Annotated in this window: 9 protein-coding genes and 1 pseudogene; 6 read left to right on the top strand and 4 right to left on the bottom strand. The window is 60.5% G+C overall.

The window, feature by feature from the left end:
• Both RFM40_RS10110 and RFM40_RS10105 read right to left on the bottom strand, forming a co-directional pair.
• Window positions 1-2,614: DUF4347 domain-containing protein (locus RFM40_RS10110; RefSeq protein ID WP_320277467.1), on the bottom strand; the 2,614-nt coding region annotated here is incomplete at its 3' end.
• Between the two features lie 91 nt (window positions 2,615-2,705).
• Window positions 2,706-3,020, bottom strand: a complete 315-nt coding sequence (locus tag RFM40_RS10105; RefSeq protein WP_320228948.1) for a hypothetical protein — start codon at window positions 3,018-3,020, stop codon at window positions 2,706-2,708.
• Window positions 3,021-4,082: 1,062 nt separating this feature from the next.
• Between RFM40_RS10105 and RFM40_RS10100 the strand changes: the two genes are divergently transcribed.
• Window positions 4,083-7,868: a glycosyltransferase gene (locus tag RFM40_RS10100; RefSeq protein ID WP_320277466.1), complete on the top strand. Its 3,786-nt coding sequence runs from the start codon at window positions 4,083-4,085 to the stop codon at window positions 7,866-7,868.
• Between the two features lie 87 nt (window positions 7,869-7,955).
• Entirely contained in the window at window positions 7,956-9,059 is a 1,104-nt protein-coding gene (locus RFM40_RS10095) for a glycosyltransferase (RefSeq protein ID WP_320228946.1), read from the top strand.
• 62 nt (window positions 9,060-9,121) lie between these two features.
• Here RFM40_RS10095 and RFM40_RS10090 read toward each other — a convergent pair whose 3' ends face one another.
• On the bottom strand, window positions 9,122-9,901 hold the full coding sequence (locus tag RFM40_RS10090) for a glycosyltransferase family 25 protein (protein ID WP_320228945.1): 780 nt from the start codon (window positions 9,899-9,901) through the stop codon (window positions 9,122-9,124).
• A gap of 145 nt (window positions 9,902-10,046) precedes the next feature.
• Between RFM40_RS10090 and RFM40_RS10085 the strand changes: the two genes are divergently transcribed.
• The gene (locus tag RFM40_RS10085) at window positions 10,047-10,943 is read left to right on the top strand and encodes a hypothetical protein (protein ID WP_320228944.1); all 897 of its coding nucleotides are present in this window, start codon (window positions 10,047-10,049) and stop codon (window positions 10,941-10,943) included.
• 411 nt (window positions 10,944-11,354) lie between these two features.
• Window positions 11,355-11,801 carry a Ros/MucR family transcriptional regulator gene (locus RFM40_RS10080; RefSeq protein WP_320228943.1) on the top strand — a complete coding sequence of 149 codons (447 nt, stop codon included), beginning with the start codon at window positions 11,355-11,357 and terminating at the stop codon, window positions 11,799-11,801.
• Between the two features lie 170 nt (window positions 11,802-11,971).
• Here the strand turns inward: RFM40_RS10080 and RFM40_RS10075 are convergent, their stop codons facing one another.
• On the bottom strand, window positions 11,972-12,241 hold the full coding sequence (locus tag RFM40_RS10075; protein WP_320228942.1) for a hypothetical protein: 270 nt from the start codon (window positions 12,239-12,241) through the stop codon (window positions 11,972-11,974).
• 271 nt (window positions 12,242-12,512) lie between these two features.
• On the opposite strand from RFM40_RS10075, the gene RFM40_RS10070 reads away from it, so the two are divergent.
• Together RFM40_RS10070 and RFM40_RS10060 are read left to right on the top strand one after the other, a co-directional pair.
• Window positions 12,513-12,755, top strand: a complete 243-nt coding sequence (locus tag RFM40_RS10070; RefSeq protein WP_320228941.1) for a hypothetical protein — start codon at window positions 12,513-12,515, stop codon at window positions 12,753-12,755.
• A 9-nt stretch (window positions 12,756-12,764) separates the two neighbouring features.
• A pseudogene (locus RFM40_RS10060) lies at window positions 12,765-13,456 on the top strand (SOS response-associated peptidase).
• Window positions 13,457-13,526: the final 70 nt, after the last annotated feature.

Genomic DNA, 13,526 nt, shown 5'->3' with positions numbered 1-13,526 from the left:
CGCCCGTCGAGCCGGTCGCACCTGTGGCACCCGTAGCGCCGGTCGCTCCGGTCGAGCCGGTAGCACCCGTTGCGCCAGTCGCACCGGTAGCTCCGGTTGAGCCGGTCGCACCTATGGCACCGGTTGCACCCGTAGCGCCTGTAGCACCGGTTGCTCCTGTCGAGCCGGTAGCACCTGTGGCACCGGTTGCACCCGTCGAGCCAGTTGCTCCGGTATCACCAGTCGAGCCGGTGGCTCCAGTCGCGCCTGTCGCTCCAGTCGAGCCAGTCGCTCCTGTGGCACCGGTTGCACCCGTGGCGCCGGTTGCTCCAGTCGAGCCGGTTGCACCTGTTGCTCCAGTAGCACCTGTCGGGCCGGTCGCACCTGTGGCGCCGGTCGCTCCTGTTGCTCCAGTTGCCCCGGTCGAGCCAGTAGCACCTGTCGAGCCGGTAGCACCTGTGGCACCGGTTGCACCCGTCGAGCCAGTTGCTCCGGTATCACCAGTCGAGCCGGTGGCTCCGGTCGCACCGGTAGCGCCGGTCGCACCGGTAGTGCCGGTCGCACCGGTCGTGCCAGTCGCTCCGGTCGCACCTGTGGCGCCGGTTGCACCTGTAGCTCCGGTAGCGCCGGTGGCTCCAGTCGCCCCGGTCGAGCCAGTTGCTCCGGTATCACCAGTCGCACCTGTGGCGCCGGTTGCTCCGGTCGCGCCGGTAGTGCCGGTCGCACCCGTCGAGCCGGTCGCTCCGGTATCACCAGTCGAGCCGGTCGCACCTGTCGAGCCAGTCGCTCCGGTATCACCAGTCGCACCTGTGGCTCCAGTCGAGCCAGTAGCACCCGTCGAGCCGGTTGCACCTGTAGCTCCGGTAGCGCCGGTGGCTCCAGTCGCCCCGGTCGAGCCAGTTGCTCCGGTATCACCAGTCGCACCTGTGGCGCCGGTTGCTCCGGTCGCGCCGGTAGTGCCGGTCGCACCCGTCGAGCCGGTCGCTCCGGTATCACCAGTCGAGCCGGTGGCTCCGGTCGCACCAGTGGAGCCAGTAGCACCCGTCGCTCCTGTAGCACCCGTCGAGCCGGTTGCACCCGTCGAGCCGGTCGCACCTGTCGAGCCAGTAGCACCCGTCGCTCCTGTAGCACCCGTCGAGCCGGTTGCACCTGTAGCTCCAGTCGCACCGGTAGTGCCGGTCGCACCCGTCGAGCCGATCGCACCTGTCGAGCCAGTCGCTCCGGTATCACCAGTCGAGCCAGTAGCACCCGTCGAGCCGGTTGCACCTGTAGCTCCGGTCGCACCGGTAGTGCCGGTCGCACCTGTCGAGCCAGTCGCTCCGGTCGCACCTGTGTCGCCGGTTGCACCTGTAGCTCCGGTAGCGCCGGTGGCTCCAGTCGCCCCGGTCGAGCCAGTTGCTCCGGTATCACCAGTCGCACCTGTGGCGCCGGTTGCTCCGGTATCACCAGTCGCACCGGTAGCTCCAGTTGCACCTGTCGAGCCGGTAGCACCTGTGGCACCCGTAGCGCCGGTCGCACCTGTAGCGCCGGTTCCGCCTGTTGCTCCGCTCGCGCCCGTTGCACCGGTCGCACCTGTGGCGCCCGTCGCACCCGCACCGGTTGCGCCCGTCGCACCTGTTGCTCCGCTCGCGCCCGTTGCACCGGTCGCACCTGTGGCGCCCGTCGCACCCGCACCGGTTGCGCCCGTCGCACCTGTTGCTCCGGTCGCGCCCGTCGCGCCGGTTGCACCCGCTCCTGTGGCGCCGGTCGCACCTGTGGCGCCGGTCGCACCGGCTGGGCCTGTCGGCCCTATTTGACTCGTAACGGCGAAACTACCGCCATCGAAGGTATTGTTATTGGTGGGATTAGCCGCGCCGGATGTGAAAATATAAGTATTACCGGGACCGGGCGTAAGTGTACCCATTACACCAAAATTCTGGTTGTAAATGGTATAATTGTGAGTAGTGTCTGGAACTGTTATCGTCGCAGCAAAAGAAAATACCAGGCCGTTGGTTGCAGATGGAAGCTGGAAGCTGCCGACCACCGTATCAGGATTGTCTGTTGTATCCACTAGGTAGTATGTGTTGACGTTACTGCTGTTGCCAGGACCAGTAATCGTACCAGTAAGCGTCAGATTACCCGCTACCAGGACCCCTGTGTAACTTGCTATGCCAACTGGGGTTAGCGGCGGCAGGGGTGCGGACGCGCCTGCACGTGCAGGTAGTTCCCAGGCACCGCCCAGGGCTGTCGCGCCAACAAGCGAACTGGACGCGCAGACATCCACGCCGACGGCCTCTTCCAAAGCGTCAACGAAGGCATTGCCTGCCTTTCCCAGCGCCGATTTGCAGCTCCAGAGCCGCAGTTCGCCGTCCGTAGCTAGCGCGCTGCCGATTGCGGCGAATTCCTCAGTCGCTCCTTTCAACGTCCCGACCGACCATTCTCCTGAAGCGAAGTTAACCCGACCCGGCGCGCCATGCGCGATGATGTGGACCGCGTCCAGCCCTTCGTACCCTCTAAGCGCCGCAGCCATCTGCGTCGCCGGCGCTTGACGGCCATCGAGCAGGATGGCCTGGACCCCCGGTCGCACGTTGCTCAGAACAGTCTCGAGATCGGAGATTGAAGGATCCACAAAGAGAATTTCAAAGGCGCGGGCCATGACTGGCTCCTGTTGGCTTCGAATTCAATTCAAGGGGAAACCGCCCACCGGCTTGGTCGGCGAGCGATGCGGAAATGGCGTTTGGCCCCGGTCATCTTCCTGATGGCCCGATGGCGCCACTTGGGCGGCCAACGGCAGGGGTCTCCACGCGGAGGAAACCGGAGGCTTGGAAATTCCCGCCATCGTCAAATGTCCCGATCGCGAGAGAGCCGGCGGTGCTTGGAACCTTGACGGTTATTGCGACAGCGTGGCTTCGCTTGACTGCGGCGGGAAGAATGACCTGACCGACGATCGCGTTCTTGGCGGCGTCCAGAATGAAATAGGTTATATTTTCGGTCGCGTCGCCGATGGGCAAAACGCCCCTAACGGTGACATCCATTGCAGCAGACACAGTTGCGTAGCTCATCATGCACTCCCCGATTAGCGGCGGTTGTGCCGCGGCTTCTCCTGCTTGAAACTTGGTTCAATCTCGACGTTGCGCCCGAACCCCACTAGCTTGGCCGCAATCTCGCGAGAGCTCGCCCGAAGGCGTGATGCGCTGCATCCTTTGCTCCAGATGACTCCTGGTTCGATCGGCGGGTAGGAAGACGCAGACGGCGCCGTTCGCCGACGACACTCGGTTTGAATAACCCTGTGCAGATTTGGTTTGGATGCGGGGCACGGGAGCAGGCCGTCGCACCTTGCAGCAACAAATTCCCCATCGGTGCATGGACGGGCGCCGCCTGTGGCGCTCAGTTGCGGGTACTTTTGAAGTTTGTCGAAGCGGCGGGCTTCGAACTCACTGGGAAACGCAGGTGATACCACTTGATACATGACCCACTCCCGTCACAGCTGACGCCGATCTCTTGGCGAAAACTCGCGAGAGAGCTCCGGAGTGGAAAAACCCGTTCGACCCGAACAAAAAAGACAAACGCTTACTCGGCCGCGCGCTCACTAAACGCACGAGCTCAGTCGTCCGCGAATTTGGCCTTGCTACTCCGGAACCCCCTGGCTTGACTCCCTACGCCAGCTACCCGCGACCTGCGGGCCCCTCAACGGCAGCACATTAGTAAATTTGAAAATAAGCGGTCTGTAAACCATGGAAGCGACTAAACTGACCTACCTCTAAAGTATTAGGCCGAGATATATTACAGACGAAAACTCAAGAAAATTTTTTTGAAATCCATAACTTAACCCTCGCCTGTCAATTTGCGTCAATCTCAGAAACGTGATCGAGCTCGAGCGCCGCTATCCATTGCGGCGTGGCGATTGGGGTCGATCTTGACGTCGCTTGGCAAATGGCGGTCAAGTGGGCGGAGACCGTCTGAGGACCTTAGCTGCTCCGGTGGCGGGACAGTTGATTGGACTGATTTGAACGCCTGTAAACAATAGGAGCTTCGGAACGGCCCTGCGAACTCATCGGCGGTACCAAGAGAATGGCATTGCTTGAACGTGGCGGAACCTCACAGCGAGAGATGGCAATTCACAGATGAGAACGGGCAAGCGACTTTGCCTGAACATGATCGTCAAGAACGAGATGGCGAACCTGCAGCGCTGTCTGGAGGCGGTTGTCGACCACATCGACTGCTGGGTCATCGGCGACACCGGGTCGACCGATGGGACACAGGATTACATCAGAGCTTTCTTCGCCGATCGCAACCTGCCCGGCGAGTTGCATGAGTTCCCCTTCGAAAATTTCGAGCAGGCCCGCAACGCAGCGCTCGATCATGCATATGCTTCGTCGCTTGCCTATGACTATCTGCTTTTTGACGACGCCGACATGGAGTTGGTCGTCGAGGACGTGGACTTCCGAGCCCAGCTCGACTGTCCTGGCTATCGGTTGCTCCAGCGGTCCGGTTCCGACCTCGCCTATTGGAACACCCGTATTGTCAGGCGCGATACCGGCGCCCACTACCGTGGCGTGACGCATGAATATCTTGACGTTCCCGGCGACGTGAAGGAACTGCAGGGCGTTTGGTACAAGGACCATGCCAGCGGATCGAACCGCGTCGACAAGTTCGAGCGCGACATCAAACTCCTGCTGGAAGCGCTGGAAGAGGACCCGGAGAACCACCGATACTGGTTTTACCTGGCCCAGTCCTACCGCGACGCCGGACGCACGGCCGAGGCGGCGGTAGCTTACGCCAAACGCGCGGCGATGGGCGGCTGGGACGAGGAAGGATGGAACGCCCGCCTGCAGGAGGCACGCTGCTTAAAAAAGCTCGGCGACGATGCAGGCTTCGTTCGCCAAGCGCTTGCTGCCTTCAATCAGCGCCCGCAACGTGCCGAGCCGCTCTACGACCTCGCGCGATTCTACCGCGAGATGGGGATGAACGACGCTAGCGTGTTGTTTTCGGAAGCCGGTCTGGCAATCAAGAAACCCGAGCAAGACATCCTGTTTCTTGAGGACTTCATCTACGCCACAGGTCTGCAGGAGGAATACGCAGTCGCGGCAAACTACGCGCGCGATCCTTTGCGCAAGGACCGCGGTTTCGCAGCGTGCAACTGGCTTGCGCTGAGCCGTAGCGTCGCGGACGGTCCCCGCGATCTGGCACGGTCGAACCTGTTCTTCTACATTCAGTCCGCCAAAACGATGATGCCATCGTTCACTGCGCACCGGGTGGGGTTCCCGCCCCCCGACGGCTATCGGCTGTCAAACCCATCCGTGGCTCGGTGGGGCAACGAGATCTTACTGTTGCAGGGGGCCGTCACCTTGATGGGGGCCGAAGAGAATCTCCGGGCTCAAGCGCCGGATCGAGCGGCGGTGCACACACGCAATTTCTTGCTGCGCATCGACAGTGAATTCGGGATCGCGTCAGCCGATGAGATTTCACAGCCAGCCGACTTGCCGCGACCTGCCTACGACCGGGCTTGCGGGCTTGAGGCTATGCGTCCGTTTGCCTGGGAGGGGCAATTGTGGAGCAGCGCATATATGCGCGCGTCGGCGGCAGACGGGCAATGCGAACCAGTCATCGCGCGCATCGACGATGGCGGGCCTGCACCATACCAGATCACTGACTGGCGTGTACTCCGGCCGATCGGTGCGAAGGTCGACGTCAACAACTGGGTCCCACTCGTCAAGCCAGCGGGCATCGGCACCGACCGGGAGCGGCTGCAGTTCTTTTCTGTGGGTAATCCCGTCCGCATTGTCGGCGATCAAGGGCAGACGATATCGGAAAAGCCGTCTTCCGTCGCTGCCGACCAGCTCAAGGGAGGCACGCAGGCGATTCCATTCGAAGGCGGATGGCTGATACTCGCCCACGAGGCGCGGGCAAGGCCGGAAGAGGCTCAGCGCTACTGCCAGCACCGCTTCGTTTGGTTGGACGAAACAGGCTGCCTGGCAAAGATCGGCCGGCCGTTCTTCTTCAATGAAAAGGCGGGTGAGTTTGCCGCCGGCCTAGCTTGGCACCCAAAAGACGAGCGCCTGCTGATTTCGTATGGCGTCGCCGAGAGCGAAGCGTGGATCGCCGTCGTCGATGCGTCGGAAGTAAGCTCGCTGCTGGAGCCCACAGACTATTTGTCTTCGAGCGAGGGCTTTTGGAGCTCACCTGCGACGAAGTCTCCGGATGGTGCGAACGTACAAATTGTGGAGGCTCAGCAGCGGAAAAAGCCCGCCGCCCACGCCTGGCCCGGACCCGCCGATCTCCATCAACAAACCCGGCCTGACGGCGGACTCTCGACGGAGGCGAGCAGGGTTGTCCTCTCCGACAATACGAAAGGTACAGAGGAGGTCCTGGTCGAGCTGGCGCCGTTCCTTCGCTTCGCAGATTCGCCGCATGAGCGTCGCGATCAATCGTGGGCTTTCGATAGCCGGATAGCCCCCTTCCTGGGCAGGGGAGATGCCGCGCTGCCTCAGATCCACTGCTTTTACGAGGTGCTTTCCGACAATGCGAAGCATCTGACCTTGGTTGCCGCCACCACGTCGATGCGCGTGGCAGGCCATCCCGTGAAGGTCTGGAGCTACTCGCCGAACAAGCTTGAATTCCTCGTGCCGCTCGGCATCGAGGTACGCGCCGCGGATGACGTGATGCCGCGCAGCTTGTTCGAGCGAATGGTCGCCGGTTCCGAGATCCGGTATTTCAGCGACGCCTTTCGCTACGCCGTGCTTTACGAACATGGCGGGTTGTGGATGGATTGCGACGTGGTCATGCTGCGACCGTTTCCGTTCCGCGGCGATTACTTTTTCAATCTGCAATGGCGCGGCGGGCACCAAGGCCACTTCGTCTGCGGCAACGTGATCTATGCCGAAGCCTTCAGCCACCATTTGAGAGCACTCTACGAGATGTCCATCGAGCGGTTCTACGGTGAGAGCGGCAAGGGCTTCGGCGAGATCGGCCCGAAACTGCTCTCCGACTACATCGCTTCCGATAAAGGCGCCGAGTTGCGCGATTGGGTATTCGGGCCGATGTTCTTTAACGCGATCGATTGGACCGAGATAAGCGAGTTCGAAAAGCCGCTCTCCGATTTGGCTGTCTACTTGAATGATGAGCGCGTCTTCGGAACGCACCTGTGGACGGCACGAAACGAGGCTCGCTCGAACGGGGAAGGAGCGCCGCTCATCTCTTTGCTGATCGAGCCGCTGCAGAGCTTTCCCACACTCATCGATCTTGCTGATCGCTTCAACACCGACAAGAACCGGCATACCGGCAACCGGCATGCTTATGCGCGCGTCTACGAGCGGCTGCTGTCGAGCCGGAGACTCTCCATGCGGAGGCTGTTGGAGATCGGCCTCTGTCGCATCGCAGCGGAAGGCGGCCAGTCCGAGACGCCCTCGGTCTCGCTCTGGCAGTCTTATTTTCCCTATGCCGAGGTGATCGGTGTCGACCTGACGGATTTTTCTCAGCTCAACAATGCGAGGTTCAAGTCTTTCGTTTGCGATCAATCCAAGCTGGACGATCTGCGCTCCGTCGCGGCGAAACTGGAACCGGGCTCGCTTGACGTGATTATCGACGATGGCAGCCATGCCTCGTTCGACGAGCAGCTGACGCTGCGCGAATTCTTCCCGCTCCTCGCACAGGGTGGATGGTATTTCATCGAAGACCTCGACTGGCAGCCACCAGGCGAAAATGCCAGCGAAATCACACTCACCAAGGATCTCTTGCGAGAAATCCAACAGCACGGCACGGCGCGATCAATTGACCCGGTGGGTATCAGCAACCTTGCCGATCAGTTTGCGGAAATCCGGTTCTTCGACAGTCACTTCGAGCTTAGCCGGGCAAAATTGCTCGGAGGCCTGGTGGCGATCCGCAAGCGCGGAGGCGTCGGCCTTGTTTGATGAGCGTCACGCGGCGTTGCGGTCGGGTGGGTCCAGCCGTATAGCGGGACGTCGCTCAGTGATTGCGTCCAATCGCGGACGCCTTCCTTGAAAGTCGCGGTCTATACCATCGCGTTGAACGAAGCTGCACATGTCGAGAGGTGGGCAAATTCGGCTGTCGGCGCCGACTATCGGATAGTCGCCGATACCGGCAGCACCGACGACACGGTATCCCGGCTGATCAATGCCGGCGTCACCGTGCACCGGATCGCGGTCCGCCCATGGCGCTTCGATGACGCCCGGAATGCCGCCATGGCACTCATCCCCGCCGACGTCGACGTATGCTGCACGATGGACATGGATCGGTTCCTCGAGCCCGGCTGGCGCACCAAGCTGGAGGCAGCCTGGAAACCCGAAACGACGGCCCTCTATTGTCAGACGATCTATAGATCGAGCGTCGACGACCCCAAACCGTTGCGGCAATGGCTTACGAAGAATTTTCACCATCGCTGGGGATATCGCTTCAAGCGCCCCGTCCATGAGGCCCTCGTCTTCACCGGAGAAAGGGAGGTGGCCGCGACCAGCGACGACCTTGTCATGTTCGAGGTGCAGGACCTGGCCAAGCCAACCAGGAGCAGCTACCTGCCTCTGATGGAGGTTGCGTACAAGGAAGATCCCGACGACGCACAGATGTGTTTCTGGCTCGGGCGGGACCTGATGTGGGCCAACCGGCACGACCAGGCCGTCCGGCTGCTTGAGCGCTATCTTGGCTTGCCGACCAGCACCTGGGGCGAAGAACGGTCAGAAGCGATGCGTTACATCGCACGCATGATTCCCGACCAGAGATTGGTGTGGTTGGACAAAGCACGAATGGAAGCGCCGCATCGCCGCGAGATCTGGGCCGACCTTGCGGAGGAACTTCACGGCAGGGCCGACTGGTTGAATCTGTTCTGGGCGTGTACCAACGGAATCGAAAAGACCCGCCGCACCGGAAGCTATCTCGATGACCCGAACTGCTGGGGGTTTCGGCTCTTTGATTTGGGCGCCATTGCCTCATGGCACCTGAATGCGATGGACCGTGCCGTGGAATGGGGGCAGATGGCGCTTGAGCTTGATCCGGGCAATGAGCGTCTCAGGAACAACCTCGATTTCTTCATTCGACGCCGGCAAGAGGATCGAGCAGCACCGCTCGGCGAAGAGGGTGCTCGGTGAAGGCAACCAGTTGCCTGACGGCACAGACTGGTCAACTGCACTCCAGGCCACCCCGCTCTCGCTCACGTATTGATGCGCACCGATTCTTCTGGCCGTTCGTCACTGATGACAAGCGGTGGCAAGCACGCATAGGCTTTGAGCGAGGGCATCACGCCGGCCATGATGCAATCGATTCCCGTATTGTTCAGCCTTAAGCCAAAGCCGGCAAAATCGACGATCATCGGCCGTATCGGAAGGCACCACTCCAACAGCGCACGCGCGCCGCGTGGCGAGACGGAATAGCAAACCGTGCCGAGCAGATAGTGCGCTCGAAGCAGAGCAGGTTCAATTTCCGCCTCCTGGAAGTCAGCAATACGCGTCATGACTTCACCCGGAAAGAACTCCAGTCTGGCACCGGTTCCGCCAGGAAGGGCATCTAGCCAAGCATAGCATCGCAAGCTTGCACTCCACAGGATAAAGTCCCAATCGGCTGGGATATTCGATATGAGCGAGCTCTTATGTCGTTGGAAGTCGTGAGAGAAGATCGCATCATCTTCGGCGACAGTTATCATCTTGTGCCGCCCGACAGCCTCTCTCCAAAGCGTCACGTGAGAAATGGCGCAGCCCAGACTCCCGGGCGCATACTCCAAATCTGACCTGATGACTCCACCCTCTATCAACTTGTTGCGGTCGATGGACTTTCCGTCAAATCCGGAGAACCTCCGGACTTCCGGCAGGTGCGAGTTTAACTTGCGAAATTTTTCTAGCCGCCCGACACTTCGATCGAGGTTAATTACATAAATCTCCGCCATAACGTTTTTAGCCCTTTTTTGTCGACGGTCCGTGCACTCGTCCACTTCCATCGGGCGGACCAGCTTGCAACCGCCTCCACTTGAGCGCACTTCAAGTCTAGCTGGTTCGGTGATAGCTGGCGAGACGCCTCAACCAGGCAGCTTGGAGGATTTGCATCCGACAATTGGAGGGGCTATGACGCGCCGAGAGTTGGCAGTGGGCATCATCGTTGCGGCAGGATCGGCTGCGGCAATGGCAAAATATTCGGCCGCCCTGGATCCTGGCTACGCAGTTATGCCGCTCCACACAACTGTTCCCTCCACGACGCTCCGCTCCGCCCCGATCGAGCTGGCGGGCAATTGGGGTCACATGCTTCCGCAGGCGGCAGAACAGGTCGTCGAACGCATGCGGCAGGCCTGCCTGGACGGCGTCCGGCTATTATCTGATCGCCAGCCTGTGCGGCTGCGGGTCGACGAGCACACTTCCGGGCAGCCGGCGATCTGGCTGCATCCGGATGGCAGCAGTATGGCTTGGATTATTGTCGACATCGGCGAACGAGACTGGTCGAAGCTCGCCTATCAGTTCGGGCACGAGCTCGGCCACGTCCTCGCCAACAGCTGGCAGCAGGATGCCAAGCCGGCGCCGCCCTGCCAGTGGCTCGAAGAAGCGCTGGTCGAAGCGTTCTCGCTGCATGGCCTTAGGCGGTTGGCGAAAGACTGGAATGAGAATCCGCCTTTCCCCGGAGACAACGCCTTCGGTGACTCTATTGGCAAGTATAGCGAGGATATAATCAGAGGCTATGGCACGCTCGCCGACCAGCAGGGGCTTACCCGCGACGCTGCGGTGTGGTTCGCCGATCACCGCGACGAGATCGAAATACCTGGCCTCAATCCATTCGCTCAGGCAATATCCGTTATCCTGCTCGCCGAATACGACCGCACGCCCGAGTGTATCGAGGCGCTGGGCGCGCTCAACCGCTGGCCTGGTCGCAGCGGGGTTCCAATCGCTGAATATCTCCGCCGATGGAAAAGAAGCTGTGCCGAATTGCATGCCTCGCCGCACCTGCCGGTCCGACTGCAGCAATTGTTGCATGTTTCCCAGCAGCGACGCTAGTCAATGCTCGGCAATGTGGCGGGAATCTTGCGAGCGGAAACATACCGGGCCTGCGATGACCGGCGACGTCGAGCAGCGATTAGTTGTTATGCGCCAAAACCCAACTTCGACACATGCCTTCCGTTGAAGCGTGGCGGATTCGCAACGACCTGCGTTATGCGCACCCGCTTTACCGTGCGGGCGCTACGGGTGTCTGCAGGGCCGAGGCCGATCCAAGGCCTCCCTCGTCTTTCATCCCTCCAAAGGGGGCGAATAGGAGCGGGCACTGGAGAAGGCGCTGGCATCCTGCCTCGCGCTCCGGCGGAGGGTGGTATCTCAGAACCTGGGATAACCACCCGATAGAGGGTGGTCGCTCAGTTGCGCGGATCGTTCTCCTCGCCTAGAAGTCCAAGTGTAACGGGAGACACGCCTTTGTCTGATGAAAAAGATACCATCTTAATCGAACTGACGGCCGATATAGTTTCGGCCTACGTGCAGAAGAACTCTGTTCCAGTGTCTGGACTTCCAGACCTAATTGCCAGCGTGAATTCGGCACTTTCCAATATCGGCAAGCCGGCGACCCTTGAAGCTCCTGAGCTGAAACCCGCGGTTAATCCGAAGAGGTCCGTGTTCCCTGACTACATAATCAGCCTTGAGGACGGCAAACGGTACAAATCCCTCAAGCGCCACCTGTCGGCAAATTACGGCCTCACACCGGATGAATACCGGGCAAAATGGGGCCTGGCCAAGGATTATCCGATGGTTGCGCCGAGCTATTCGGCCACGCGATCGGCTCTGGCAAAATCGCTGGGTTTAGGTCGGAAGGTTGAAAAGGCGCCCAAAACGAAGGCGTCCAGAGCCCGAAACGCCAGGGGTTAGATCCACGTTCTGCCCCAGCGGCATAATTTTGTGACGGCTATTGGACACGGTCGTTACAATCGAGCCAAGATCGGCTTGCGACCCGCATTGCAAATACGGAAATCCTTGAGCATCCAAGGCGCAGTGAAATGCAAAACGCGCCTTGGCATAGATTGTCGCGCCATCGACCGTCATTCATCCCGCCAGATGATCCGCCGGACAAATTTGATCTCGGCCAGGCGCCGGTAGCGGATCGACATCGCTTCCGCAGCAACGGGGTTGAACAATTCGGCACGCATATACTCGTTACGTCCGCATTTCTCACAGCGAACGCGCTTTCGAACTTCGTCGATCGTCACATTGCCAGCGATCTCTCGCAGCTCGGCCGGCTTGTAATAGCGTCTGATGTTGCAGTGGCCGCACGTAATGCGGGCTGCCTGCCCCACATTGTGAGCGTCCATCAACCGCCACGGAACCCCGCGCGGCCACTTTTCGGGTTGTTCCGGCATCCCTTGAAATGAGGAACATATTCCTCTCTGGTCAAGGTCTCTCTTGACTTCTGGTTCTCTTTTTGTTCTCATTTGGCAGGATCGCCATAAGGGAGGCGAAAATGCCACTTCACTTTGGCACGCATCAGCGGAAGAGCTTGCTCGGGGGGTAGCTGCCGCAGACGCTGTTTTCGCTCGTTCTGAAATTTTATCGAGGACGTTTCCTACACGGGCACTGCATGACATGCAGGACAAGAGCAGTGATTGCGGTCTGGGAGGATGGAAAGCAGGAGCAATGGCGGCTGCATTGCTTCGCCGATCGCGGGCCGGCGCGGCCTTTCTTGACCACTTCGGCGGCATCGTGTTCGATCTCGAAACGAGACAGGAAGAATGGGCGCGCTCGCGGGGGCTGGCGCCGCAGGGCGCCTACGAGCGAATTCTGGAGCTCGGGGCCGCTCAGCGTTCCCGAAAAGCCCTACGGAACTGAGGTCGAAGGATGTGCGGCCGCTACACCAGATATCTGCCTTGGTCAGAAATCCATCGCCTCTACCGGTTAACGGCGCCGGCCGACATCGGCCGCAACGACGCGCCGCGCTACAACATCGCTCCGACTGACGAGGTGCCCTTCGTGACCATGGCGGACGATGGCAACCACAAGGTTCGAACTGGGCGCTGGTGGCTGGTTCCATCTGGGCGAAGGAAATGCCCAAGGCAGCGATGTTCAATGCCCGCATCGAAACCGTCGATACCACACCGGCATTTCGTGATGCCTTCAAATCGAAGCGCTGCCTGGTCCCCGCCGACGGCTACTATGAATGGACCAAGAGCCCGGCCGATGGCGGCAAGGACCCGTGGCACATTTTCCAGCCGGGCCATGCGCCTTTCTCGTTCGCCGGGCTGTGGGCCTACAATTCAAACCTCGATATCACGAGTTGCACGATTATCATCGGGCCGTCTGCGGCACCCGTCAATCAGATCCATGATCGGCAGCCGCTGATACTCGACCCTGCTTACTACGATGCGTGGCTGGACCCGAAGACGCCGGCCGGCGATCTGAGGGATATCCTCAGCCACCACATCGACGGTCAATTGCAATTCTACCGGGTAGGCAGGGACGTGAACGCAGCCGCTATAGACAAGCGGCCCAACGATCACGCCGGGCTGATCGAACCGATCAAGCTGCTATGAGCGACGAACCGACCCACTCGGCAGAGAATGCGCAGCAGCGTGAGCGCGGACCGCTTGGCCATGCCTGTGA

Origin of the sequence: Mesorhizobium captivum, from assembly GCF_033977165.1 — a bacterium.
Classification (GTDB): Bacteria; Pseudomonadota; Alphaproteobacteria; order Rhizobiales; family Rhizobiaceae; genus Mesorhizobium; species Mesorhizobium captivum.
The sequence above is the reverse complement of the archived record's forward strand: the minus strand, read 5'-3'. Positions and strand labels throughout refer to the sequence as shown.